This is a genomic window from Streptomyces sp. SAS_270 (genome assembly GCF_052543295.1).
On the sequence record NZ_JBMNDS010000008.1, the window covers coordinates 139,188 to 164,607 of the forward strand.

22 protein-coding genes and 2 tRNA genes are annotated in these 25,420 nt (G+C 70.6%); 20 read left to right on the forward strand and 4 right to left on the reverse strand.

Annotated elements, in window-relative coordinates; all coding sequences use genetic code 11:
* Window positions 1-10 precede the first annotated feature (10 nt).
* Window positions 11-1,078: an SCO2583 family membrane protein gene (locus ACN6LB_RS08170; protein ID WP_356139555.1), complete on the forward strand. Its 1,068-nt coding sequence runs from the start codon at window positions 11-13 to the stop codon at window positions 1,076-1,078.
* 64 nt (window positions 1,079-1,142) lie between these two features.
* On the opposite strand, the gene ACN6LB_RS08175 is transcribed toward ACN6LB_RS08170, so the two are convergent.
* Window positions 1,143-2,285, reverse strand: a complete 1,143-nt coding sequence (locus ACN6LB_RS08175; RefSeq protein WP_445025184.1) for a M48 family metallopeptidase — start codon at window positions 2,283-2,285, stop codon at window positions 1,143-1,145.
* 96 nt (window positions 2,286-2,381) lie between these two features.
* On the opposite strand from ACN6LB_RS08175, the gene ACN6LB_RS08180 reads away from it, so the two are divergent.
* The 10 genes from ACN6LB_RS08180 to ACN6LB_RS08225 all read left to right on the forward strand — a co-directional run bounded on the left by ACN6LB_RS08180 (window position 2,382) and on the right by ACN6LB_RS08225 (window position 7,753).
* Window positions 2,382-2,540, forward strand: coding sequence for a hypothetical protein (locus tag ACN6LB_RS08180; protein ID WP_356139551.1), 159 nt, complete (start codon window positions 2,382-2,384; stop codon window positions 2,538-2,540).
* Between the two features lie 226 nt (window positions 2,541-2,766).
* Window positions 2,767-2,931: a hypothetical protein gene (locus ACN6LB_RS08185; protein WP_356139549.1), complete on the forward strand. Its 165-nt coding sequence runs from the start codon at window positions 2,767-2,769 to the stop codon at window positions 2,929-2,931.
* Window positions 2,932-3,001: 70 nt separating this feature from the next.
* Window positions 3,002-3,700 carry a nicotinate-nucleotide adenylyltransferase gene (gene nadD, locus ACN6LB_RS08190; RefSeq protein WP_356139547.1) on the forward strand — a complete coding sequence of 233 codons (699 nt, stop codon included), beginning with the start codon at window positions 3,002-3,004 and terminating at the stop codon, window positions 3,698-3,700.
* A gap of 16 nt (window positions 3,701-3,716) precedes the next feature.
* Complete coding sequence (locus tag ACN6LB_RS08195) at window positions 3,717-5,444, forward strand: LCP family protein (RefSeq protein ID WP_445025185.1); 1,728 nt, start codon at window positions 3,717-3,719, stop codon at window positions 5,442-5,444.
* A gap of 122 nt (window positions 5,445-5,566) precedes the next feature.
* Window positions 5,567-6,010 carry a ribosome silencing factor gene (gene rsfS, locus ACN6LB_RS08200; RefSeq protein WP_445025186.1) on the forward strand — a complete coding sequence of 148 codons (444 nt, stop codon included), beginning with the start codon at window positions 5,567-5,569 and terminating at the stop codon, window positions 6,008-6,010.
* Complete coding sequence (locus ACN6LB_RS08205; protein ID WP_445025187.1) at window positions 6,007-6,684, forward strand: histidine phosphatase family protein; 678 nt, start codon at window positions 6,007-6,009, stop codon at window positions 6,682-6,684. Before rsfS ends, ACN6LB_RS08205 begins: the two co-directional genes overlap by 4 nt.
* Window positions 6,685-6,813: 129 nt before the next feature.
* Window positions 6,814-6,886 (forward strand) — tRNA-Ala (locus tag ACN6LB_RS08210).
* Between the two features lie 272 nt (window positions 6,887-7,158).
* Window positions 7,159-7,329, forward strand: a complete 171-nt coding sequence (locus tag ACN6LB_RS08215; protein ID WP_356139540.1) for a hypothetical protein — start codon at window positions 7,159-7,161, stop codon at window positions 7,327-7,329.
* A gap of 3 nt (window positions 7,330-7,332) precedes the next feature.
* The gene (locus ACN6LB_RS08220; RefSeq protein ID WP_010986886.1) at window positions 7,333-7,566 is read left to right on the forward strand and encodes a hypothetical protein; all 234 of its coding nucleotides are present in this window, start codon (window positions 7,333-7,335) and stop codon (window positions 7,564-7,566) included.
* Window positions 7,567-7,680: 114 nt separating this feature from the next.
* Window positions 7,681-7,753 (forward strand) — tRNA-Ala (locus ACN6LB_RS08225).
* 120 nt (window positions 7,754-7,873) lie between these two features.
* Here the strand turns inward: ACN6LB_RS08225 and ACN6LB_RS08230 are convergent.
* Window positions 7,874-9,490: an NADH-ubiquinone oxidoreductase-F iron-sulfur binding region domain-containing protein gene (locus ACN6LB_RS08230; protein ID WP_356146991.1), complete on the reverse strand. Its 1,617-nt coding sequence runs from the start codon at window positions 9,488-9,490 to the stop codon at window positions 7,874-7,876.
* Window positions 9,491-10,762 carry a cytochrome b/b6 domain-containing protein gene (locus ACN6LB_RS08235; protein WP_445025188.1) on the reverse strand — a complete coding sequence of 424 codons (1,272 nt, stop codon included), beginning with the start codon at window positions 10,760-10,762 and terminating at the stop codon, window positions 9,491-9,493. It lies immediately after the preceding gene.
* A gap of 417 nt (window positions 10,763-11,179) precedes the next feature.
* On the opposite strand from ACN6LB_RS08235, the gene leuS reads away from it, so the two are divergent.
* The 8 genes from leuS (at window position 11,180) to holA (ending at window position 22,507) form a co-directional block, all read left to right on the forward strand.
* A complete protein-coding gene (leuS, locus tag ACN6LB_RS08240; RefSeq protein ID WP_445025189.1) occupies window positions 11,180-14,053 on the forward strand; it encodes a leucine--tRNA ligase in 2,874 nt (957 codons plus the stop codon).
* A 158-nt stretch (window positions 14,054-14,211) separates the two neighbouring features.
* Window positions 14,212-14,940 (forward strand): hypothetical protein, encoded by a 729-nt coding sequence (locus ACN6LB_RS08245; protein WP_445025190.1) that lies wholly within the window; start codon window positions 14,212-14,214, stop codon window positions 14,938-14,940.
* A 71-nt stretch (window positions 14,941-15,011) separates the two neighbouring features.
* Window positions 15,012-15,857 (forward strand): DegV family protein, encoded by an 846-nt coding sequence (locus ACN6LB_RS08250; RefSeq protein WP_445025191.1) that lies wholly within the window; start codon window positions 15,012-15,014, stop codon window positions 15,855-15,857.
* Between the two features lie 135 nt (window positions 15,858-15,992).
* A complete protein-coding gene (locus ACN6LB_RS08255) occupies window positions 15,993-17,153 on the forward strand; it encodes a helix-hairpin-helix domain-containing protein (RefSeq protein ID WP_445025192.1) in 1,161 nt (386 codons plus the stop codon).
* A gap of 101 nt (window positions 17,154-17,254) precedes the next feature.
* Complete coding sequence (locus ACN6LB_RS08260; RefSeq protein WP_445025193.1) at window positions 17,255-19,861, forward strand: ComEC/Rec2 family competence protein; 2,607 nt, start codon at window positions 17,255-17,257, stop codon at window positions 19,859-19,861.
* A 140-nt stretch (window positions 19,862-20,001) separates the two neighbouring features.
* Window positions 20,002-20,829, forward strand: coding sequence for an arylamine N-acetyltransferase family protein (locus ACN6LB_RS08265; RefSeq protein ID WP_356147017.1), 828 nt, complete (start codon window positions 20,002-20,004; stop codon window positions 20,827-20,829).
* 160 nt (window positions 20,830-20,989) lie between these two features.
* Window positions 20,990-21,235: a hypothetical protein gene (locus ACN6LB_RS08270; protein WP_356147019.1), complete on the forward strand. Its 246-nt coding sequence runs from the start codon at window positions 20,990-20,992 to the stop codon at window positions 21,233-21,235.
* A 282-nt stretch (window positions 21,236-21,517) separates the two neighbouring features.
* Window positions 21,518-22,507: a DNA polymerase III subunit delta gene (holA, locus tag ACN6LB_RS08275; protein WP_356147022.1), complete on the forward strand. Its 990-nt coding sequence runs from the start codon at window positions 21,518-21,520 to the stop codon at window positions 22,505-22,507.
* A gap of 336 nt (window positions 22,508-22,843) precedes the next feature.
* On the opposite strand, the gene rpsT is transcribed toward holA, so the two are convergent.
* Entirely contained in the window at window positions 22,844-23,110 is a 267-nt protein-coding gene (gene rpsT, locus ACN6LB_RS08280) for a 30S ribosomal protein S20 (RefSeq protein ID WP_356144157.1), read from the reverse strand.
* Between the two features lie 256 nt (window positions 23,111-23,366).
* Between rpsT and lepA the strand changes: the two genes are divergently transcribed.
* Window positions 23,367-25,235, forward strand: a complete 1,869-nt coding sequence (gene lepA, locus ACN6LB_RS08285) for a translation elongation factor 4 (protein WP_445025194.1) — start codon at window positions 23,367-23,369, stop codon at window positions 25,233-25,235.
* Window positions 25,236-25,420 lie beyond the last annotated feature (185 nt).

Sequence of the window (25,420 nt, forward strand, 5' to 3'; positions counted from 1 at the left end):
CCCTGAAGGTATGGGCGGGCCTGCAGAACCACCTGAGGGGACACCCGAGGGCGCCCCCGGAGGTGGAGAGGACGAGTACCGATCCGTCGTCTTCGACGAGTCGTTCGTCCGTGCTGCCCGTCTCCAGGAGTTCTCGGCGCAGGAGCGCATCACCGACCACGCCCCCGCCGTACGCCGCCGACCGGCCCTGCGCCGCGGCCTCTCCCGGCAGGCGCTGATCCTCGTCGTGCTGATCGCCGTCGCCTTCGGCACCGCGATCTACATGGGCGTCCGGCACCCTTACGAGAACCCCGCCGCCCAGCCCGCCGAGCCGCTGCGGATGACGGTGATCCCCCTCTCGCCGGTGACCGCCGTACCCGGGGCGGCCGACGCCGAGGCGCTGTACGCGCACAGCCCCGCCGCCCAGTTCCGTGTCGGCGGCGAGGGCATCACGCTGCCCGCCTCCCGGCGCACCGCGCACTTCTCCGACGGCCAGGTCGTCGCCGCGCTGACCACCGCCAAGGACTACCTCGTCAAGTCCTCGCTCGACCCGGACGTCCTCACCGGAAGCACCAACCGGCCCGTACGGATCCTGCTCGACCCGCAGCAACTCGACCAATTCGACCAGAGCTTCGCGCAGCCCGCCGGGGACGGGCGACACGCGCCCACCGGCTGGCTCGTCCGCTTCGACCCGACCCGTGCCGCACTCGCCGACTCCAAGGTCCGGGTGCAGGGCACCCTCCAGGCCGCCGAGTTCGACTCGAACACCCTGGAGATCACCGCCGACCACACCTTCGTCTACGCCCTGCGGCCGACGGGCTCGGACGGGAAGGCGAAGGTCTCGCTCTTCACCGTCCGGCGCGAGCTGCAGTTCCGCTTCGACCACGACGACCTGCGCATGCACCAGACCCAGCTGGTCGTCTCCTACGTGCAGGCCGGGCCGCTCGCCTGCGCCGAGGACTCGGTGAACCACCTGCACCCGCTGCTCGCGGGGCAGACGGCGAAGGCGGGCGGCCCGGCCGGCACGGACCCGTACGCGACGGGCAGCGCGACGGCCCTGTGCGGGTCGCTGGCGACGAGCGCCCAGCCGAGGCTGTGACCGCTCGTAGCCCGCGCTTCCCGTGCTTCCCGCGCTTCCCGTGCTTTCCGCGCCGAGCGGTGGCTCAGGCCTCGTCGCCGGGGGTCCCTTCCTGGGGCGGCTGCTCCTGGGGCGGGGTCTGGTCCTTGGGCGACTGGTCCTTCGGCGACTGGTCCTTGGGCGAGGGGCCCGCGAAGCCGCCGAAGCCTCGTCGTACCCGGCCGCCGAGGTCGCCGGCGCCGCCCGCGATGTCGCTGACCAGCTTCATCAGCGGGTCCTTGGAGTTCTTCACATCGCTGGCGTAGCTGGCCGCGGACTGCCGGAAGGAGTCGGAGACCGAGGTGTCACTGTCCGCGTCGCGGCGCGGATAGTGACCGTCCATCATCCGCTGGTAGTCGCGGGACTCGGCCCACTTCTTCAGCTCGGCGGCGCGGACGGTGGTGAAGGGGTGCGTGCGGGGGAGCGTGTTGAGGATCTTGAGCACGGAGTCGCGCAGGTCGCCCCCGGCCTCGTACTCCTCGGCCTGCGCGAGGAACGCGTCCACGTTCATCTCGTGCAGATGGTTGCCGCCCGCGAGCTTCATCAGGCCGCGCATCGAGGCCCGCAGGTCCTGGCCGACCAGAAGCCCGGCGCGGTCGGCGGACAGCTCCGACTTGCGGAACCACTCGCGCAGCGCGGTCACGATCGCCATGACCGCGAGGTTGCCCAGCGGGATCCAGGCGACCCGGAGCGCCAGGTTCGTCAGGAAGAGCAGGATCGTGCGGTAGACGGCGTGGCCGGAGAGCGCGTGGCCGACCTCGTGGCCGATGACCGCCCGCATCTCCTCCTCGTCCAGCAGCTCGACGAGGCCGGTGGTGACGACGATGATCGGCTCGTCCAGGCCGATGCACATCGCGTTGGGCTGCGGGTCCTGGTTGACGTACATCGGCGGGACCTTCTCCAGGTCCAGGATGTGGCAGGCGTCCCGCAGCATGTCGTTGAGGTGCGCGAACTGGGCGTCCGAGACGCGCACCGAGTCGGACAGGAACAGCAGCCGCAGACTGCGCTCGGGCAGCAGACCGCTGAGCACCTTGAAGACCGTGTCGAAGCCGCTCAGCTTGCGCAGGGCCACCAGGGCCGAGCGGTCCGCCGGGTGTTCGTACGCCCGGGAGGAGATCCCCTCGAAGCGCCTGCGCTGCCTGCCCGGCACGTTCTCGTGCCCGTTCTGCTCGTGGCTGTCGTCGGACATGTGTTCCCCCATGTTCTGAGTGCCGAGCCCCCGAAGCGGGATCCAGCGTAGGCGGAGATACCGTGATGGGGCAGCACACCGTAAGGAGCTATCCCCATGGAGCACATCCCCGCAGCCCACTGGCTGACCGAGGCGGCCGGCGCCGCAGACAAGCAGGGGGCGGGCGATCTGCTCCGTGTCGTGCTGATCGTGATGGTGGTGGGCGCCGTCCTGCTCGGGTGGTTTCTGCTGCGCGGCTACAAGCGGGACGACTGACGTTCTCCCTGGGTTCCCCGTCCTTCCTGGCTTCCTCCTACTTTGACGCCGTCGCCACCGCGGACGTTGCCTCGCGGTGGTGACGTACGTCGACTCGTGCGTCGGCGGGGGCGTCGCACGGTCCGCGTCCCCAACGGCGGAGTCGGCGTGATCGCCCTGCGCGTGCCCGCTTACGATGGGCCGAAGTCTTTGTCCCGATCCCACACCCGGATAGGTCCTGCCGACGATGAGCTTCCACAGCACCGCTGCCCAGTTGGTCACCTTTGCCGCCGAGGGCGAGGAGCACGGTGGCAACCACGAGAGCCTCAGCCCCTACCTGACCGGCGGCGGCGCGCTCTTCATCCTCCTCCTGCTGCTGTGGATCACCACGCGCTTCAACCGGGACCGCTGAGCCCCGCGGGCCCCGTCCGCGGGGGCCTGTCGGCCGGAGCCCTCAGGTCGGGCCGGTAGGGTCTGCACGCATGGGAGAGCAGGACATGCCTACCGGTCCGGCGAGTGACACGGAGAGCGGCGCGCACAGCGGTGCGACGGGGCGTTCGGCGAGCGGCCGGGGAAACGGCCCCTCGAACCCCGGCAAGCGCCGCCTCGGCGTCATGGGCGGAACGTTCGACCCGATCCACCACGGGCACCTCGTGGCGGCCAGTGAGGTCGCCGCGCAGTTCCACCTCGACGAGGTGGTGTTCGTGCCGACCGGGCAGCCGTGGCAGAAGAGCGCCAAGAGGGTCTCCCCGGCCGAGGACCGCTACCTGATGACGGTCATCGCGACCGCCGAGAACCCGCAGTTCTCGGTGAGCCGCATCGACATGGACCGCGGCGGCCCGACCTACACCACGGACACCCTGCGCGACCTGCGCGCACTCAACCCGGAAACGGACCTCTTCTTCATCACGGGCGCCGACGCGCTCGGCCAGATCCTCACCTGGCGCGACACCGAAGAGCTGTTCTCCCTCGCGCACTTCATCGGGGTCACCCGGCCCGGCCACCCCCTGTCCGACCCGGGACTTCCGGAAGGCGGTGTCTCGCTGGTCGAGGTTCCCGCGCTCGCCATCTCGTCCACGGACTGCCGTGCGAGGGTCGCCAAGGGCGATCCTGTCTGGTACCTGGTGCCGGACGGTGTGGTGCGCTATATCGACAAGCGCGAGCTGTACCGCGGCGAGTGAGCCGAGAGGGGCACCGGTGAACGACCGATACGACGCTGGGTACGGGGGCGACCAGTACGAACTCGTCGGCTACGACGAGTTCGGGCAGCCTGTGTACCGGCAGGTGCCGGTACAGCCGCAGCAGCCGACTCAGCAGCCGCAGCAACAACAGCCGACCCAGCAGGGCTACGACCCCTACGGGCAGCAACAGGGTTACGGCTACGACCCGTACGCGACCTCGTACGACACCGGCACGCAGCAGCCGACCCAGCAGGGCTACGACACCGGCGCGCAGCAGCCCGTACCCCCGTACAACTCCTACGACCCGTACGGCACCGCCGCGGCCGCCCCGGGCACCGGGTACGACCCCTACGGGCAGACCGCGACCAGTGGGCAGCAGCCGCGGGTCGCGGAGCAGACCGCCTACATCCCGCAGCAGGCGGCGCCCGCGGAGCAGGACGAGCCCCGCCGGAGCGAGCGGCCCCGCGCCGACCGGGACTACCGCACCGAGCAGTTCGCGTTCGTCGAGGAGCAGGAAGCCGAGTCCGAGGACGTCATCGACTGGCTGAACTTCACCGAGAACCGCACCGAGCGCCGCGAGGAGGCCAAGCGCCGCGCCCGCAGCAGGATCGTGTCCCTGGTCGTGGCGTTCGCCCTGGTGGCCGTCGGCGGCATCGGCTACCTCTGGTACGCGGGCAAGCTCCCCGGCACCTCCTCCGGCGGCAAGGCCGGCACGACGGCCGCGACCGGCCCGCAGAACCGCGACGTGATCGTCGTCCACCTCCACAACACCAAGAAGGGCGGCACCTCCACGGCGCTGCTCGTCAACAACACCACCACCAAACAGGGCGCCACCGTCCTGCTGCCCAACTCCCTTGCCCTGACCGACGACGACGGCACCACGACCACGCTCGCCAAGTCGGTCGACGGCGACGGCTCGTCCGGCACCCGGGACTCCATCGACACGGTGCTCGGAACCGACATCGAGGGCACCTGGCGCCTCGACACCCCCTACCTCAACAACCTCGTCGAACTCGTCGGCAACATCGACCTCGACACCAACGCGGCGGTGCCGGACCCCGACGCGAAGAAGAAGGGCGAGGCGCCCCTCGTGAAGAAGGGCGAGGACCAGACCCTCAGCGGCAGGATGGCCGTCGCCTACGCGACCTACCGGGCCTCCGGCGAGGCCCAGGACGCCCAGCTGGAGCGGTTCGGCCAGGTCATGCAGGGCGTGCTGCGCAAGCTCTCCTCCGACCAGCAGGCCGCGACGACCACCGTCCAGACCCTGGCGCAGATCCTCGACCCGTCCCTGACCGACAAGGACCTCGGCGCCTTCCTCGCCAAACTCGCCGACCATGCCAAGGGCGGCGACTACAAGACCGCGCTGCTGCCCGTCCAGCAGGACGGCACCATGAGCGAGCAGGCCACCGACAGCGTGGTCAAGTCGCTCCTCGGCGGCACCGTGAAGAGCCCCGAGAAGGGCGACGCCGTCCGCGTCGGCATCAAGAACGCCACCGGGAACAAGGACGCCACCGAGAAGGCACGCGTCGTCCTGGTCAACGGCGGCTACACCTTCCTGGACTCCGGCACGGCCACCGCCCAGAGCGTGTCCCGGATCACGTACGCCGACGCCGCCTCCAAGGACGACGCCGTCGAGGTCGCCAAGACCCTGGGCCTGCCCGCCGGCTCGGTGAAGAAGGGCGAGGTCACGTCCAACGCGGACGTGTCCGTGGTGCTCGGCCAGGACTACAGAACGTCGTCGTGACGCAGATCACGAGCCGGGGCGCCCCAGGGCACCCCGGCCCGTGATCGCGGAAACGCGTGGGGGGCCGTCGGCGGTCCGTGAGACCCTTGGGGTATTACTGACCGCCGAGGGAAAGCCGCGTAGTGACCGCCACGGACCGCTCCATCGAGCTCATCACCACCGCCGCGCAGGCGGCCGCCGACAAGCTCGCGCACGACATCATCGCCTACGACGTCAGCGACGTGCTGTCGATCACGGACGCCTTCCTGCTGGCGTCCGCGCCCAACGACCGCCAGGTCAAGTCGATCGTCGACGAGATCGAAGAGCGGCTGAACAAGGAACTCGGCGCCAAGCCGGTGCGCCGCGAGGGCGACCGCGACGCCCGCTGGATCCTGCTCGACTACGTCGACATCGTCGTGCACGTGCAGCACAGCGAGGAGCGTGTGTTCTACGCCCTTGAGCGGCTGTGGAAGGACTGCCCCGAGCTGGACCTCCCCGCCGACGCCAAGGCGACGCGCGGCAAGGCCGCCGAGCACGCCGAGCTCCAGGATGTGGAGGACGCCGCCGAATACGGGGAGCTGCGGTGACCGGCCCCGCCGCCGGTGCACAGACCGGCAGGAAGCCCGGCCGGGGCCGCCGTGTCATCCTCTGGCGGCACGGCCAGACCGCGTGGAACGTGGAGCGCCGCTTCCAGGGCACGACGGACGTCGAGCTCACCGAGACCGGCGTCGGCCAGGCCCGCCGCGCCGCCCGGCTGCTCGCCTCGCTGAAGCCCGACGCGATCGTCGCCTCCGACCTGCAGCGTGCCGCGAACACGGCCGCCGAGCTGGGGGTCCTCACCGGCCTCGACATCACCCACGACGAGGGCCTGCGCGAGACCTACGCGGGCGTCTGGCAGGGGCTGACGCACGAGGAGATCATCGGCCGGTACGGCGACGAGTACGCCGCGTGGAAGCGCGGCGAACCGGTGCGCCGCGGCGGCGGCGAACTGGAGACCGAGGTCGCCGACCGCGCCGCCCCCGTGGTGCTGCGGCACGCTGACAAGCTCCCCGAGGACGGCACCCTCGTGGTGGTCAGTCACGGCGGCACGATCCGCACCACCATCGGCCGTCTCCTCGGCCTGGAGTCCCACCACTGGGAGAGCCTCGGCGGTCTCTCCAACTGCTGCTGGTCCGTGCTCGGACAGGGCGCCCGCGGCTGGCGGCTGCTGGAACACAACGCCGGCACGCTGCCCGAGCCGGTGCTCGGCGACGACGACTGAGCGGCTCCCCGGGCCCTGCCCGTCGTCGCTCCGTCCGGTCCCGAGCGCCCGGCGGGACCGGATTTCACTTTCCGGCAGGTCGCAGGCTAAAGTTCTTCTTGTTCGCCCCGCAGGGCGGGAAGAACACAAGGGGCTATAGCTCAGTTGGTAGAGCGCCTGCATGGCATGCAGGAGGTCAGGAGTTCAATTCTCCTTAGCTCCACAGATCAACTCTCTTGAGTTGTCGAAGATCAGTGGTGAAGATCCCGTTCCCTCAGGGGGGCGGGATTTTTTGTGTCCCGGCGTTGAGTCACTCGGGCTCCCGGGGCGTATAACTCTGCGGATGCGCTCCTCGCGTGCACGTACGCGCCGGCCGCTGCAGGTCCGCTGGGTGCCGTGTCCGGACTGGTACGAAGGCGTCGCTGACCGTATTGCTCCGGCCGTGGCAGAATCAAACGGCCGGAAGGGGGCGCGGCCCGACGGGAGGGAGAAGCGATGCCTGCGAGCATCCTCGGGGAGGTCGGCGATCCCCCCGACGTGGCGATGGCACGAACGAAGGCCATTCTCCTCTGCCCTTCCTGCGGTTCGTTCCATGTCGCCCAGGTCCTCGGCGACAACGGCGGGGTCTCCTACGTGTGCACGGCCTGCGGCCACAGCTGGAGCTGATCGATGGGTGCACACAGGCGGAAGTGCGATTGGTGCGGCAGCGGTACGCCGATCGTCCGCGACATGGAACCGGTCAACCACGACTACCAGTACTGGTGCGAGGAATGCGCGCGGGCGCTGATCATAAAAGGCGACCCGATCGAGACGTACCGCGAGCTGGAGGGCGAGCCGATCTACGGCCGGCTGCTCGACGAGCACTGCACGCTCAAACGCTTCTACTCGTTCGCGACGGCCTGAGCCGAGGGGGCCGAAGGGCCCTGGCAGGGGCCCGACGGAAACGATTTGGTGGTGCACCCGGGTGACCGTGTAATGTTGGCGTCGCCGCCGGGGAAACCGGGCGGAACGCAACAAGGGGCTATAGCTCAGTTGGTAGAGCGCCTGCATGGCATGCAGGAGGTCAGGAGTTCAATTCTCCTTAGCTCCACAGTAGTTCGAAGGCGGGTCACCCGATCAGGGTGACCCGCCTTCGTCGTTCTCCGGGGATTGGCGGCCCGGTGGCCCGGACCGGCGCGCGAGGCGCCGGACCGTGCCACCGGGCGGGGCGTCAGCGGCCGCTGCCGAGGGCCCGGCGGCCGCGTCCCTGCGAGAGGACGGGCAGGTTGTTGCGTGCCGGTGCGGAGGACCGTGTGTCCTCCTCGATGCGCAGGGCGAGCGCCGGGCAGCGGCGCACGGCGCGTACGGCCTTCGCTTCGGCGTAGCGGGGCACCTGGGCCTGTGCGACGGTCGGGAAGCCGTCCGCGCCCAGTTCGAAGACCTCCGGGAGGATGTCCGCGCACAGGCCGTGGCCGCGGCACAGCGTCCAGTCGACGTAGATCTTCTGGCGGCTGGGGCCCGAATCCTCCGGCTGGGCGCCGGGGATGCTGCTGGGGGCCTGGCCCGGTTCGAACAGCGGGAGCACGCCGTGCACCGGCCGGCCGCAGCCGTTGCCCAGGACGTGCGCGGCCAGGTCGTCGGTGAACGCCTTGAGCGTCGACTCCAGGAACATCGCGGAGCCGTCCGGGTGCGAGCAGGCACCGCGCCGCTTCACGGCCTTGGCGACCTGCTTCACCGCCTCCAGGGCGGCCGGACCGCCCCCGTTGAGGATGTCCTCCAGGCCGCGCGCCGCGGCGGGCAGACCGAGGTAGCAGGGACCGCACTGTCCCGCGCTCTCCGCGGCCAGCCACTGGGCCACTCGCAATGACTCGCCGAGCGCGCAGGTGTCCTGGCTGATCGGCAGCACCGCGCCCGCGCCGAGCGCGCCTCCGACCGCGTCCAGCGAGTTCCGCGAGACGATCGCCTCGTCGAGGGTCGCCGAGTCCAGCCACTTGCCGTGGTAACCGCCGGTCAGCACGCCCTGCGGGACGGGGGGCGCGCCGGCGAGCTGGAGCACGTACCGCAGGGGCACCCCGGTGGGGACCTCCAGCACCATCGGGCGGGCGACCGCCCCGGAGACGGTGAGCATGACGGTGCCGGGCTCGTCGTACAGGCCGGTGTTGCAGTAGCGCTCGGAGCCGATGCGCGCGGCGATCGCCAGCTGGGCGAACGTCTCGGCGTTGGACAGGAGCGTCGGCGCGCCGCCGACACCGCTCTGCGACGCGCTGATCTTGCGGCCCGGGGGGATGGCCGGGCCGCCGTCTATGGAGCGGATCAGCGAGGCCGCCGCGCCGGTCACCATGCGGACCGGGTTGCGCTGCACGCGCGCGCGGATGGCCGCGCCTCGCCGGTTGGTCAGTCCGCGCTCGGCGAGCGCCGCCTCCATCGAGCGCTGAGTGGATTCGCGGGTCACGCCGACGACGAGGGTGCGGGCACCGAGTGCCTCGGCGACCAGCAGGGCGCCGTCCAGGATGAGGTGCGGGGCACGGTTGATCATCACCGTGTCCTTGCGGCAGGCCGGCTCGTCCTCGCTTCCGTTGACGACGACCACGGGCCGTACACCGCGCTTGATCGCCGATTCGGCGACCGAGCGCAGCTTCTTGTGGAAGGGGAAGCCCGCGCCACCGCGGCCCTTGAGGGAGATCCGCTCGGCGAGCTGCGCGAGCTGCTCGCCGCCGATGGGTTCGAGCGGCCCGTGCACCTTCAGGTGCATGGGCAGGTCGAGCCGTTCGACAAGGTCGAAGCCAGACGTGAGCTGCGGAAGCCCGACCACCCGGACTTCTGGGACGTCGGGCAGGGCCTCGTTCACTTAAAAGCCTCCGGAAGGCGCGTTCCAGGGTTCGCCGGAACCCGGCGCGTCGAAGGCACCGGGAGGTGTTTCCGTGGCGGGACCGCTGTTGTACGTGTCGTTCGTGTTGTACGTGCCGTAGGGGGCGTTCGTCTCACCGGTTGGGTACGGAGACTCGAAGTTGCCCTGGATCGGCGTGCCCGCGTAGGTGTCGTACAGCGGGTCGTACGCGGACGGGGGTGCCTCTCCTACCGGCGGCGGGGACGGGGAGGGCCACCGGGGGCCGCTCTCGACGGGCGGGAACGACTGGGTGGGCTGCAGGTTCAGGGGCACTTCCATGCGCGCGGTCTGGTCGGCGGCCATCGGGTCCTGGGCGCGCGGGGTCGCCGACACGGCCCGGTAGGCCGCCGCGAAGCCGTTGGCGGGCTCGGGGGTCATGGTCCGCGTGGGGGCGTCGTAGAGCGGCGCGGGGGACGCCATCCGCTGCGGCGGCACTGCCGTGTCCGCCGGCGGACGGGTCGCCGATCGTGGGTCGAAGCCTGCCAGGGGGCCGGTCTCCGCGTTGCGGGCGCGGCTCTCCTCGAGCTCCTCGCGTCCCGGCCTGGTGTCGGTGCCCATGACCGTCATGATCCGGTCGGCCACCTTGCGCTTGAACGGGCGGGGAGCCGCGCGCAGCGCGAGTGCCGCCATCACGGCGACCAGGCAGAGGCTGTAGAGGATCACGAAGATGGGCTTGGCCTGTCGACCCGCGTAGAGGCCGTGGACCAGTGCGGCGCACCAGGCGGGGTAGGCGAGTTGGTGCACCGCCCGCCAGCGCGCGGCGATCGGCGCGGGGGACGCGAAGGCGCTGCGCAGTGCGCCGGTGATGGCCGTGAAGATCATGAGCAGGCCGGCCAGGGAGCCGAGACCGATGAGCCCGTTGATGCCCGTGACGCCGAGCCCGAAGGGGATCAGTGCGGCGATCAACGTGGTGTGGTCCAGGGCCAGTTTGACCGTGATGTGCAGGAAGAGGAACGCGACCGAGGAGACGGCGGTCGTCCGGTGCACCGCCTGGGCCACCAGCCGTTGACGCGTGTTCAGGAAGAGCCGGTCGGTCGCGACCAGCCCCCAGATCACGGAGCAGCTGAGGGCGACCAGGGAGAGCACGCCGGCGCCGAAGTTGAGGAAGTTGCGGACACCGTCACCTCCGAGCAGCACGATCGCGGGTATGAGAAGCAGGACGGCAGCTGACACGATCCCGTAGGCCGAGCGGCCCGGTCGGGGAAGCGAGCTGTTCTTGCGACGAGGTTCCATGGGGGGTTACTCCCAAACGGTTCGGGGAAGCGGTCCCGATGCCGCACTCTAAGTCGAGCCATACCGATGGGTACGAGGTTTGAGTTATTGCGTTGTTATCAAAGGGCAATCAGATGCTTGTGATGTCCCTTAGGGACTGTTACGCGAAGTAACATTTGAATCTTGTTCAGCTTTTCAAGATCTTCACAACCTTGGCACCCAGTGTCGCAGACCTCTCGGAAGCCCGGTGCAGCGCCCTCGGGTGCTGCGGTACCCTGACGCCATGCGTGCCGTACGCCTTCTGCTTAGTGAGCCGCGCTGATCAGTCCCGACCACCGATGAACCGTGGTCGGCATCGGCGCGGCGTCCCCTCCTGTGCGAGGGGCTTTTTCATTTCCTGGGCAGCTGGCAGAGACGATCGATGGAGCTTTGAGGATCATGAGCGAGACGAACACCGCTGCCTCCGAGGTGGCAGCGCCGCACCGCTACACGGCCGTGATGGCCGCTGACATCGAGGCACGCTGGCAGGACTTCTGGGACGCCGAGGGCACGTACGAGGCGCCCAACCCGAACGGTGACCTGGCCGGGGATCCCGCGCTGGTCGCCAAGCCCAAGAAGTTCGTCATGGACATGTTCCCGTACCCCTCCGGTGCGGGCCTGCACGTCGGTCACCCCCTGGGCTACATCGCCACCGATGTATTCGCCCGGTTCCAGCGCATGACCGGCCACAACGTCCTGCACACCCTGGGCTTCGACGCGTTCGGCCTGCCCGCCGAGCAGCACGCCGTGCAGACCGGCGAGCACCCTCGGATCACCACCGAGGCGGCCATCAACAACATGAAGTCCCAGCTGCGCCGGCTGGGCCTGGGCCACGACAAGCGCCGGTCGTTCGCGACGATCGACCCGGACTACTACAAGTGGACCCAGTGGATCTTCCTGCAGATCTTCAACTCCTGGTACGACACCGAGGCGCAGCAGGCCCGTCCGATCGCCGAGCTGGTCGCCCAGTTCGAGAGCGGTGAGCGCGCCGTACCCGGTACGCGCGCGTGGAGCGAGCTGAGCGCCGTCGAGCGCGCCGACCTCCTGAGCGAGTACCGCCTGGCGTACGCCTCCGACGCGCCCGTCAACTGGTGCCCCGGGCTGGGCACCGTGCTGGCCAACGAGGAGGTCACCGCCGACGGCCGCTCCGAGCGCGGCAACTTCCCCGTCTTCAAGGCCAAGCTGCGCCAGTGGAACATGCGGATCACGGCTTATGCCGACCGCCTGCTGGACGACCTGACCGAGCTGGACTGGCCCGAGGCCATCAAGCTGCAGCAGCGCAACTGGATCGGCCGCTCCGAGGGTGCCCGCGTCGACTTCCCGATCGACGGCGAGCGCATCACGGTCTTCACCACGCGCCCCGACACTCTGTTCGGCGCCACCTACATGGTGCTGGCCCCCGAGCACCCCCTGGTCGAGAAGTTCACCCCGGACGCCTGGCCCGAGGGCACCCACGACGTGTGGACCGGCGGCCACGCGACGCCGGCCGAGGCCGTCGCCGCCTATCGTGCGCAGGCCGCCTCCAAGTCGGACGTCGAGCGGCAGGCCGAGGCCAAGGACAAGACCGGTGTCTTCATCGGCTCGTACGCGACCAACCCGGTCAACGGCGAGCAGGTCCCGGTCTTCATCGCCGACTACGTCCTGATGGGCTACGGCACCGGCGCGATCATGGCCGTTCCGGCGGGCGACCAGCGCGACTTCGAGTTCGCGCGCGCCTTCGAGCTGCCGATCCACTGCATCGTCGAGCCGACCGACGGCCGCGGCACCGACACCTCCACCTGGGAGAACGCCTTCGCCTCGTACGACGCGAAGATCATCAACTCCACCGGTGAGGGCGTTTCCCTGGACGGCCTGGGCGTCGCCGAGGCCAAGGCGCGCATCACCGAGTGGCTGGCCGGCCAGGGCATCGGCGAGGGCACCGTCAACTTCCGGCTGCGCGACTGGCTGTTCAGCCGCCAGCGCTACTGGGGCGAGCCCTTCCCGATCGTCTACGACGAGGACGGCATCGCCCACTCGCTGCCCGAGTCGATGCTGCCCCTGGAGCTGCCCGAGGTCGAGGACTACTCGCCGCGCACCTTCGACCCGGACGACGCGAACACGTCCCCGGAGACCCCGCTGTCCCGCAACGAGGACTGGGTCGACGTGACCCTGGACCTGGGCGACGGCCGCGGCCCCCGGAAGTACCGCCGTGAGACCAACACCATGCCCAACTGGGCCGGTTCCTGCTGGTACGAGCTGCGCTACCTGGACCCGCACAACGACCGGAAGCTGGTCGACCCGGCCATCGAGCAGTACTGGATGGGCCCGCGCGAGGGCATGCCGCACGGCGGCGTCGACCTGTACGTCGGCGGCGCCGAGCACGCCGTACTGCACCTGCTGTACGCGCGCTTCTGGTCGAAGGTGCTGTTCGACCTGGGGCATGTCTCGTCGCCCGAGCCGTTCCACAAGCTGTTCAACCAGGGCATGATCCAGGCCTTCGTGTACCGCGACAGCCGTGGCATCGCGGTGCCCGCCGCCGAGGTGGAGGAGCGCGACGGCGCGTACTACTACCAGGGCGAGAAGGTCTCCCGGCTGCTGGGCAAGATGGGCAAGTCCCTGAAGAACGCGGTCACTCCGGACGAGATCGCCGCCGAGTACGGCGCGGACACGCTGCGCCTGTACGAGATGGCGATGGGCCCCCTGGACGTGTCGCGGCCGTGGGACACGCGCGCGGTGGTGGGCCAGTTCCGCCTGCTGCAGCGACTGTGGCGCAACGTGGTCGACGAGTCGACCGGCGCCCTGACGGTGACGGACACCGAGGCCGACGAGGACACGCTGCGCGCGCTGCACAAGGCGATCGACGGCGTGCGCCAGGACCTGGAGGGGCTGCGGTTCAACACCGCCATCGCCAAGGTCACCGAGCTGAACAACCACCTGACCAAGACGGGCGGCTCGGTGCCGCGTCCGGTCGCCGAGTCCCTGGTGCTGCTGATCGCGCCGCTGGCGCCGCACATCGCCGAGGAACTGTGGCGCAAGCTGGGTCACACCGACTCGGTCGTCCACCAGGACTTCCCGGTCGCCGACCCGGCGTACGCCGTGGACGAGGCCGTGACCTGCGTCGTGCAGATCAAGGGCAAGGTCAAGGCGCGCCTGGAGGTCTCCCCGTCGATCTCCGACGCGGAGCTGGAGAAGGTCGCGCTGGCCGACGAAAAGGTCGTCGCCGCACTGGCCGGGGCCGGAATCCGCAAGGTGATCGTGCGGGCGCCGAAGCTGGTGAACATCGTTACGGCTTGAGCCGCTTGAGTTGCCGGCCTCCGGGGTTCGGTGGGGCAGCGCGGTCGGGGTCGTCCCCTACGGGCAGGTTCAGGGTTCCTCCGGAACTCCGGACCTGCCCGTTGCGTTTACCGTTGAAGAGCGGCGCAACAGCTGCCGTGCCGGTCGGAGGAGGAGTCGTGGAAGCCGTGGTCGCAGTCTTCGCCCTGCTCTTCCTGCTGTTCGTGGTGCTCGGTGCGTACGCCACGGTGAAGGTGGTCGGCGCGGCCAAGCGCGGCGTGGACCGCACGATCGCGCAGGCCCGCCGCACGGTCGAGGACACCACGCTCCGCGCCAAGACGTACGCCCAGCCCGGCCCGGTCGGCGAGATCGCCCAGCTGCGGCTGAAGCTGCGCACCTCGATGCGGGCCACCCAGGACGCGCTGCACGTGGGCGCGGCCGACGACGAGTCCCTGAAGGAATCCCTGGGACTCTTCGAGCGCCTGAGCGTGCACGGGCACGAACTGGACGACGAGCTCAAGCGCCTGGAGAGCGAGCCCGACAGGGGCACGCTCAGCGAGCGGCTGCCCGCCCTGCGCGAGCGCACCGAACGCATCACACAGTCGGCGGACTCGCTGCGCTGGGCCGCCCGTGACCGGGCCCGCCGGTTCGCCGACGACGACCTGGACTCCCTGAGCGCCCAGATAGACGTGGAGGCGGGTGCGCTGCGGCACTGGACGACGGAGCCCGCCCCCGCGGCCTCCTGGCCCGAGGCGCCGGCTCCCGAGGACGCGTCGAGCGGGCAGACCTGGCCGCAGACCCCGCGGTCCCGCGCTGCCGAGGAGCCGACCCGCGCCGCCATCACCCCGCCGGACCGGCGCCCCAGCTATCCGTGGCAGAAGAAGCCCCGCCCCGAGAGCACCACTTGAGCGGTCCGCCCGACCGCAGGTGAGAGGGGCCGGGCTGCCGTCCACCCGCCCCGCCAGGTAACCTCCAGCTCATGTCCCGCCATGTCGCGATCGTCACCGATTCAACGGCCTACCTGCCGCCCCGGACGATGGAGCGCCACGGCATCACCGCGGTGCCCCTGACCGTGGTTATCGGCGATCAGGCGCTCGAAGAGGGCACCGAGATCTCGGCCCGCTCGCTGGCCCAGGCGCTGCAGAAGCGGCGTTCCGTCACCACATCCCGCCCCAGCCCCGAGATGTTCGCCGCGACCTACCGCAAGGTCGCCGAGTCGGGCGCCTCCGGCATCGTCTCCCTCCATCTGTCAGCCGAGTTCTCGGGCACCTACGACGCAGCCGTCCTCGCCGCGCGGGAGGCCCCGGTTCCCGTGCGGGTGGTGGACACCGGGATGGTCGCGATGGCCCTCGGTTTCTGCGCGCTGGCCGCTGCGGAGTCTGCGGAAGCGGGCGGCACGGTCGACGACGCGGTCACTGCCGCGGAGAAGCGTGCCGCGGGCACCTCCGCGTACTTCTACGTCGACACCCTCGACTATCTGCGCCGCGGCGGCCGCATCGGGGCTGCCCAGGCCCTGCTGGGCTCCGCGCTCGCGGTGAAGCCGCTGCTGGAGCTGAACGGCGGCCGCATCGAACTCCTGGAGAAGGTGCGCACGGCGTCCAAGGCGATCGCCCGCCTGGAGGAGATCGTGGCCGACCGTGCGGGCAGCGCCCAGGTCGACATCGCCGTCCACCACCTGGCCGCGCCCGAGCGGGCTTCGGCGCTCGCCGACCGGCTGCGTGCGCGCGTGCCGGGCCTCGCCGATCTGCATGTCAGCGAGGTCGGAGCGGTGATCGGGGCACACACGGGCCCTGGGCTGCTGGGGGTAGTTGTCTCCCCTCGGTGAGGCTGGAGCCGTCCATCGGGGTCGATGCGGCGCATGTGACTCGTGTGGGTGACCGAGTTATCCACAACCAGGGGGTAATCCCCGGGAATTGAGCAAGATCATCGCGAGGGCGGCACAGTGCCGGATCCTCCTCGCATGTCACTCCGATCACGCTCACGCACCGCCACGCCCACCAGCGGCCCGGGCCGCGGCCCCGTCTCCGACGGCCGCACCCGCCATCGCCGTCACCACCCGCGGAGCCGTACCCGGCAACGCCAGGCATCCGCTGAGGCCCTTCGCCTGCGCGCGGAGGCGCTCTTCACCGAACGGATCGGGGCCGGCGAACGACGGGAGCTGGGCAAAGCGCCCCCGGGCGCGGATCGGGATGTGGGCGCGGCCAGGGTAGGCGTCGGCGTGGGGAGGGTGGCTGGCGCGGGTGGTTTTGATGCCGAGCCGGCGCCGGAGCCTTGTGTCGATGCTGATGCTGATGCTGATGCTGATGCTGATGCTGATGTCGAGGGCGGCGGCGGGGGCCGGGGTGGGGCGGCGGGGCCGTGGCGGGAGCGGGCCGGGCTTGCCGTTCGGGAGCGGATGCCTCTGTGGCTGCAGACGCGGTGCGGGCTGGAACGCAGGAGCGTGGCCGCTCTGACTGTGCTGCTCGTGGTCGCCGCCGTCTTCGCCGTGCAGCACTTCTGGGCCGGCAGGACCCAGTCGGTGCGGGCCCCTGAGGTGGTGCGGGCAGCGGTGCCGTACGGCGAACCGGCCGAGCAGGCGGGCCGGGGGTCGGGCGATCAAGGAGCGCGGCAGGAAGCGGACGGGGGCGCCTCGACGGGGGGTGCCTCGGCCGGGGCCGTGCTCGTCGTCGACGTCAGCGGCAAGGTGCGCAGCCCCGGGCTCCAGCGACTGCCGGCGGGCTCCCGGGTCGAGGATGCGCTGCGCGCGGCCGGCGGGGTGCGCCCGGGTGTGAACACCGAAGGACTCAACCGGGCCCGTCTCCTCGTGGACGGCGAACAGGTCGTGGTGGGTGCGCCGGTCTCCGCGGCCGGAGCGGGACCGGGCGGCACGGGAGCCGTCGGCACGGGCGCTGTCGGTACCGGCGGGTCCGGCGTGGGGGCGGCAGCGGCCACCCCCGTCCCTCTCAACACGGCCACCGTGGAGCAGCTCGACACTTTGCCGGGTGTCGGCCCCGTCCTGGCCCAGCACATCATCGACTACCGCGCCCAGCACGGCGGCTTCCGTTCCGTCGACGAACTCCGGGAGGTCAATGGCATCGGCGACCGACGCTTCGCCGACCTGCGGACTCTGGTGCGGCCATGAGGGGCCCGAAGGCGAGGAGCACGACCGGATCCGGAGCACCCCAGGGCGGGCCGGGACCCGTTCTCTCCTCGCCCGACGGTTCTGCCCTGAACCGCCGGGCGGTGCACGCCGCTTCGGGCAGGCGGCTGGGGGCGGCGCACCCTCGTGAGGAGGGCCCGGTGGATCTCCGGCTCGTGCCGCCCGCCTTGGCCGCATGGGTGACGGCGGCAGTGACGGTCGGGGCGCCGCCCGGCTGGGTCACGGCCGTGGTCGCGGTCTGCGTTACGGCGGGCGTGGGCCTGCTGGTGGCGGAACGGCGTGGGGGGCGCGGTTCGGCAGGGTGCGGGCGAGGGGGGCGTGCAGAGGCGGAATGCGGACGAGGGGCGCTCGGTTCGGCGGGGCGTGAGTGGGGGCGTGGGAATCGTGGGGAGGCGAAGTGCGGGCGAGGGTGGTCGTGTTCGTGGCCGCGGGTCTCCGCCGCGGCCGCACTGCTCTGTGTCGCAGCGGCCGCCGCCTCCGCGGGACTGCACGGGGCGGATCTGCGGCGCGGACCGGTCCCGTCACTGGCGCGCCAGTACGCCCACGTGACCGCCGAGGTGGAGATCACCTCCGATCCTCGGCTCACCCGTCCCCGGATCAACGGTGATCACTCGGCTCCGACCGCCGTGTTGATGGACGCGGAGGTCCGGCGTATGGCGAACGCTGACAGGACACACGGGGACGGCGGGACGGACGTGGTCACGCGCACTCCGGTGCTGATGATCGTGGACGCGCGCTCACCCCGGGGATCGCCCTGGCTGGCGGTACTGCCCTCCACACGGCTGCGGGTGTCCGCGCGGCTCGCCCCCGCTCTCTCCGGCGGGGACCGGATCGCGGCCGTGCTGCGGGTACGGGGAAGCGTCCCGCCGCAGGTGGTGGGGGAACCATCCGGTGCGCAGCGGTTCGCCGGGCGGCTGCGCGAAGGGCTGCGGGAGGCGACCGACGGGCTGGCGCCGGACGCGCGGGCGCTGCTGCCGGGGCTGGTCGTGGGGGACACCTCACGGGTCACGCCGGAGCTGGACGACGCGTTCAAGGCGACGGACCTCACCCATCTCCTGGCGGTCAGCGGGGGCAACCTCACGATTCTGCTCGCCCTGTTCATCGGCCCGCCGGGCCTCGCTCAGCGGGCCGAACGCCGAGGCCTCGCACCGCGGTTCGGGGTCCCGCTGCGGGGGACCGCGCTGCTGGGCGCAGCGGTCACGCTCGGCTTCGTGATCGTGTGCCGGCCCGATCCCAGCGTCCTGCGGGCGGCGGCCTGCGGAGGGATCGCGCTGCTCGCGATCGCGACCGGTCGCCGCAGGTCGCTGATCCCCGCACTGGCCGCGGCTGTCCTGCTGCTGGTGCTGTACGACCCGTGGCTGTCCCGCAGTTACGGCTTCCTGCTCTCCGTCCTCGCGACGGGCGCCCTGCTCACGCTCGCCCCACGATGGAGCGCTGCCCTGCGGCGGCGCCGGGTACCTCCGCGGCCGGCCGAGGCGCTCGCTGCCGCTGCCGCCGCGCAGGCCCTGTGCGCGCCGGTCGTCGCCGTCCTCTCGGCCCGGGTGAGCCTGGTGGCGGTGCCGTGCAACCTGCTCGCGGAGTTCGCGGTCGCACCGGCCACCGTGCTGGGCTTCGCGACGCTGGCGACGGCCACCGTGGCGATGCCCGCAGCGAAAGCCCTGGCGTGGTGCGCGAGTTGGCCGGTTCGGTGGATCGCGGACATCGCGCGGAGCGGAGCGGCGCTGCCCGGCGGAGGAGTGGAGTGGCCGGGCAGCTGGACGGGCGCACTACTGCTCGCGCTCGTCACGGCGGTCGTCCTGGTCGTCGGACGGCGGCTCCTGCGGTACCCCTGGCTCAGCGGGGCCTGTGTCGTGCTGTTCCTGCTGGTCGTGGTGCAGCCACCGCCGCTCACCCGGGTGATCACGGGGTGGCCGCCGCCCGGTTGGCGGTTCGCGATGTGCGACGTGGGGCAGGGCGACGCGACGGTCCTGGCGGCGGGCGACGGTTCAGGGGTGGTGGTGGACGCGGGCCCCGACCCGGTGCTGGTCGACCGGTGCCTCAGCGCGCTCGGCATCACCCGCATTCCGCTCGTCGTGCTGACGCACTTCCACGCCGACCATGTCGCCGGGCTGCCGGGTGTACTGCGCGGGCGCTCGGTCGGCGCGATCGAGACGACCGGGTTCGAAGATCCGCCGGACCAGGCCGAGTTCGTACGAAGGGAAGCGGCTGCCCGGAACATCCCGGTGACGCGGGCCGTGGCAGGTGAGCGGCGGCGTACCGGAGCACTCGACTGGCGGGTGCTGTGGCCGCCGCCGAGCCAGAGCCCGCTCGCCCTCACGCCTGACGGCCCGAACGACGCCAGCGTCACCCTGCTCGTACGGTCGGCCGGGCTGCGCCTGCTGCTCCTCGGCGACCTTGAACCGCCCGCTCAGGAAGCGCTCTTGAGATCTCCGGCAGCCGCAGACCTCGCCTCCGTGGACGTCCTCAAGGTGGCTCACCACGGCTCGGCCTACCAGGACCCGGAGCTCATGCGCAGGGTGGCCCCGCGGCTCGCGCTGATCTCTTGCGGTGCGGACAACCCGTACGGACACCCCGCGCCCAGCACGGTCGCGGCCCTGCGGTCCGGGGGCGCGATGGTGCTGCGTAGCGATCAGGACGGGGCGATCGCCGTGGCAGGCGCGGGCGGAGGGCTGAGAGTGGCGACGGACTGAGGCCGGTACCGGAATTGACCGAGATCGCGAGTGGCGACGGGGAGAGGCGGGGACAGGGAGGGGCGGGGGAGGGAGAGGGGAGGGGGAGGGGAGGGGAGAGAAGGGGAAAGTGAGGTTGTGAATCGCGACAGACTGGCCTCATGAATTCCGCACAGATTGACGCCTACCTTCGCCGTATCGGGGTCGCGCACCCCGCATGGCCCACCGCCGATGCGCTGCGCGAGCTGCACGTCCGTCATCTGCAGTCCGTGCCGTTCGAGAACCTGTCGATCCACCTGGGTGAGGAGATCGTGCTGGAGGAGGGGCGGCTGTTGGACAAGGTGGTCGGCGCTCGCAGGGGTGGTTTCTGCTACGAACTGAACGGAGCGTTCGGGGCGTTGCTCGGGGCGCTGGGCTTCGATGTGACGCTGCTCGCGGGGCGGGTGTACGGCAAGGAGGGGCGGGTCGGGATCCCGTACGACCATCTCGCGCTGCGGGTGCGGACGGTGGACGGGGGTGACTGGCTGGCCGACATCGGTTTCGGGGCGCACAGTCATCATCCACTGGCCTTCGGGGAGCGGGGCGAACAGAAGGACCCCGCCGGCACGTTCCGGGTCGTCGAGGCGGGGCCGGACGCGGCGGGAGTGCGGGGCGTCGGGGGGACGCGCGGGGCCGAGGACCTGGACGTGATCCGGGACGGCAAGCCGCAGTACCGCCTGGAGGTGCGGCCACGGGCGCTGCAGGACTTCGCGGCCGGGGCCTGGTGGCACAGCACGTCGCCGGTGTCGCATTTCACGCGGTCGCTGGTCTGTTCGAGGGTCACCGAGGACGGGGGGCGGATCACGCTCAGCGGCCGCAGCTTCACGGTGACGGCTGCCGACGGGACGAAGGTGGTGTCGGAACTGACCGAGGACGAGGAGGTGTTGACGGTCTATCGCGAGCGCTTCGGAATCGAGTTGGGCCGGGTACCGGAGGTGCGGAAGCTGTAGCGGAACCGAACGAAGCCGGTGCGGTGGGCAGGTCGTCTCGCCGTGGCGCGGGGTGGAGGGAACGCGGCGGGCGGTGACGGGAGCACTCCCGCTGCTCGCCTGCCCTCCGTGAGGGCCGCCCCGGGCGTCGGTCGTGTCCGGCGTGTCGGAAAATGATCGCGTGAGCGATGTGAGACATGTGCTGGTGCTGCCCGACCGTGATTCCGCGGAGGAGGCGGTCGAGGCGCTCGGTGAACGGTTCGGACTCGACGAGGAGCCGCAGCTCGTCCGGGACGCGCTGGCCGGCGAGGACGATGCCGAGGACGCGCAGTGGCTGGTGGTCCTCCAGGACCCCCGGGAGCGCCTCGACCCCAGGGAACTGGACGAGTTCGTGCGGGAGTGGGACGGCTGGCGGGAGGAACCGTAGGGCAGAACCCATGAAACGGGCAGTGCGCTGCTCCTGACCGAACCTCGCGCAACTTCCCGAGCCCGAGCCTGCGTGTGCCCGCGCCCGTGCCCGTGCCGCGTCCGTGCCGGTCCGCGTCCGTGCCGGTCCGCGTCCGTGCCGGCACCGGTGCCGGTCCGCGCCCGTGCCGGTTCGCCTCCGTGCCGGTCCGCGCCGGTGCCGATGCCGGTCCGCGCTCGTGACCGAGTGCCCGCTCTCCCGTCGCGGGTTCGTTGTCAGTGGTGCGTGGGATGCTTGACCGCGATGGCCAAGAAGACTGCATATGACGACCCTCTCGCCCCCGTCACGCTTGCCGTGGGCCAGGAGGACCTCCTGCTCGATCGTGCCGTGCAGGAGGTGGTGGCCGCCGCCCGGGCCGCCGACGCCGACACGGACGTACGTGATCTGACCGCGGACCAGTTGCAGCCCGGCACGCTCGCCGAGCTGACGAGTCCGTCGCTCTTCTCCGAGCGCAAGGTCGTGATCGTTCGCAACGCGCAGGATCTGTCGGCCGACACGATCAAGGACGTGAAGGGTTACCTGGGGGCACCCGCCGAGGAGATCACCCTCGTGCTGCTGCACGCCGGTGGGGCCAAGGGCAAGGGGCTGCTCGACGCCGCGCGCAAGGTGGGGGCGCGGGAGGTGGCCTGTCCCAAGATGACGAAGGCGGCGGACCGGCTGGCGTTCGTGCGGGGCGAGTTCCGGGTGCTCGGGCGGTCGGCCACGCCCGAGGCGTGCCAGGCGCTCGTCGACTCCATCGGCAGTGACCTGCGGGAGCTGGCGTCCGCCGTGTCCCAGCTGGTCGCGGACGTCGAGGGGACTATCGACGAGGCCGTAGTCGGGCGGTATTACACCGGGCGGGCCGAGGCCTCCAGTTTCACGGTCGCCGACCGGGCGGTCGAGGGGCGGGCGGCGGAGGCGTTGGAGGCTCTGCGGTGGTCCCTGTCGACCGGGGTCGCGCCCGTGATGATCACCAGTGCGTTGGCGCAGGGGGTGCGGGCGATCGGCAAGCTGTCCTCCGCGCGCGGGGGGCGACCGGCGGATCTTGCGCGTGAGCTGGGGATGCCGCCGTGGAAGATCGATCGGGTGCGGCAGCAGATGCGGGGGTGGACCCCTGACGGGGTTGCTGTCGCCCTGCGGGCGGTCGCGGATGCCGATGCCGGGGTCAAGGGGGGCGGGGACGATCCTGCGTATGCCCTGGAGAAGGCTGTTGTCGCCGTTGCCCGGGCAGCGCGGGTCGGGGGGCGGGGGTAGCGGGGCCTCCGGCGGGGCTTGCCTGAGGAGGCACCCGGCGTTCGGGTGAGCCTTGGGTATTCGCCCCCTCCGCCCCTACCCGTCCCGTTGTCCTGGGGGCTTTGCCCCCTTTCCCCCCTGTCGCGCTTCGCGCTCGTCCTCAAACGCCGGACGGGCTGAGGAGCCCATGTGCCGAAGGCCCCGCTTCCCCTCCCGAAAGGAGGAGAAACGGGGCCTCGGTTCACGATGTTGGACCACGCCCGCGTGGCGAACGCAGGCCGCGCGTGGTCCTTGGGTGCTGGACGGGAGCGGATGAGAGAGGGCCCGCTCGGGTCCTTCCAGCGGTCAAATCAAGTGTCAGCCCTTGAGGGAGGTGACCTTCGAAGCAAGCGCCGACTTCTTGTTGGCGGCCTGGTTCTTGTGGATGACGCCCTTGGCGACGGCCTTGTCGAGCTTGCGCGAAGCCTCGCGCGTGTACTCGGTGGCCTTCTCGACGTCACCCGCGGCAGCAGCCTCACGGGCCTTGCGGATCGCGGTCTTGAGGGACGACTTGACGGCCTTGTTGCGCAGGCGCGCCTTCTCGTTCGTCTTGTTCCGCTTGATCTGGGACTTGATGTTCGCCACTGATGAGCCTTTTCAGGTTCAGGCGCATGAGGGCATGCCTCGCGCGCCGTTTGATTTTCCTTGGGGCGTGTCTCCTTGCTTAGAGGGCATGAGACACAGCCACCCAGGCTACCAGTCGTCGTCCGACCGGCCCAAACCCGGTCCCGGCCCCCGTCCGACCGGCCCAAACCGGTCGCATGGCCCCGCCCGTGGGACCATGGAGCCTACGTATCGATCCGACCCGAGGCGACAGGCGCCTCAAGAGACAGGACCCTGCGTGCCCGCGACCCCTAACAATGCGCCCGAGCCGAGCCGTACCGACCCGGCTCTGATCCGCAATTTCTGCATCATCGCGCACATCGACCACGGCAAGTCCACGCTCGCCGACCGGATGCTCCAGCTGACCGGGGTGGTCGATCAGCGGCAGATGCGTGCTCAGTACCTCGACCGCATGGACATCGAGCGCGAGCGCGGCATCACGATCAAGTCCCAGGCGGTCCGGCTGCCCTGGGCGCCCACCGAGGATCCGGGCACCACCCACATCCTCAACATGATCGACACTCCCGGGCACGTCGACTTCACGTACGAGGTGTCGCGGTCCCTCGCTGCCTGCGAGGGGACCGTTCTCCTCGTCGACGCCGCCCAGGGCATCGAGGCCCAGACCCTCGCCAACCTCTACCTGGCGATGGAGAACGAACTCACCATCGTCCCGGTGCTCAACAAGATCGACCTGCCGGCCGCCCAGCCGGAGAAGTTCTCCGAGGAGCTGGCCAACCTCATCGGCTGCCAGCCGGAGGACGTCCTCAAGGTCTCCGCCAAGACCGGTCTGGGCGTCGAGGCGCTGCTGGACCGCGTGGTGCGCGACGTCCCGGCGCCCGTCGGCGTCAAGGACGCCCCGGCTCGCGCGATGATCTTCGACTCGGTCTACGACTCCTACCGCGGCGTCGTGACGTACGTCCGTGTCATCGACGGGCAGCTCAACAAGCGTGAGCGCATCCGGATGATGTCCACGAACGCGACGCACGAGCTGCTGGAGATCGGCACCAACTCGCCCGAGATGCTGGCCGCCGACGGCCTCGGGGTCGGTGAGGTGGGGTACCTCATCACCGGTGTGAAGGACGTCCGCCAGTCCAAGGTCGGTGACACGATCACCACCCTGAACAAGGGCGCCACCGAGGCCCTCGGCGGGTACAAGGACCCCAAGCCGATGGTCTTCTCCGGGCTGTATCCGCTGGACGGCTCCGACTACCCGGAGCTGCGCGACGCCCTCGACAAGCTGCAGCTCAACGACGCCGCGCTCGTCTACGAGCCGGAGACGTCGGCCGCCCTGGGCTTCGGGTTCCGTGTCGGCTTCCTCGGCCTTCTCCACCTCGACGTGATCCGCGAGCGCCTCGAACGCGAGTTCGGGCTCGACCTCATCGCGACGGCTCCGAACGTGGTCTACCGCGTCGAGATGGAGGACACCTCCGAGCACATCGTCACCAACCCGAGCGAGTTCCCGGAGGGGAAGATCGGGGAGGTGTACGAGCCGGTCGTGCGCGCCACGATCCTCGCGCCCTCCGAGTTCATCGGCTCGATCATGGAGCTGTGCCAGACCCGGCGCGGCACCCTGCTCGGCATGGACTACCTCTCCGAGGACCGGGTCGAGATCCGCTACACGCTGCCGCTCGCCGAGATCGTCTTCGACTTCTTCGACCAGCTGAAGTCCAAGACGCGCGGGTACGCCTCGCTCGACTACGAGCCCACCGGCGAGCAGGCCGCCAGCCTGGTCAAGGTCGACATCCTGCTGCACGGTGACAAGGTGGACGCCTTCTCGGCGGTCACGCACAAGGACGCGGCCTACGCGTACGGCGTGCGACTGGTCGCCAAGCTGCGCGAGCTGATTCCGCGGCAGGCCTTCGAGGTGCCGATCCAGGCCGCCATCGGCTCCCGGGTCATCGCCCGCGAGACCATCCGCGCCATCCGCAAGGACGTCCTCGCCAAGTGCTACGGCGGTGACATCTCGCGTAAGCGGAAGCTGCTGGAGAAGCAGAAGGAAGGCAAGAAGCGGATGAAGATGGTGGGCTCTGTGGAGGTTCCGCAAGAGGCCTTCATCGCCGTGCTGTCCAGCGACGACAGCGGTGGCTCGGCCAAGAGCAAGAAGTAGCCGTCGACTGATGGGGGAGTGCCCCTGTTTTACGGGCCCGTCGTGCGTGAGCGCGGCGGGCCCGGTCAGTTTGCGGACGAAAGTGTTCCGTCCGTCCTCTGTTGGAAGAGACACCCCAGCGCCCCTTACGAACCGGCCGAGCGGGCTCTACTCTGATCACTGCTCGATAGTTACTCGCGAGTTAA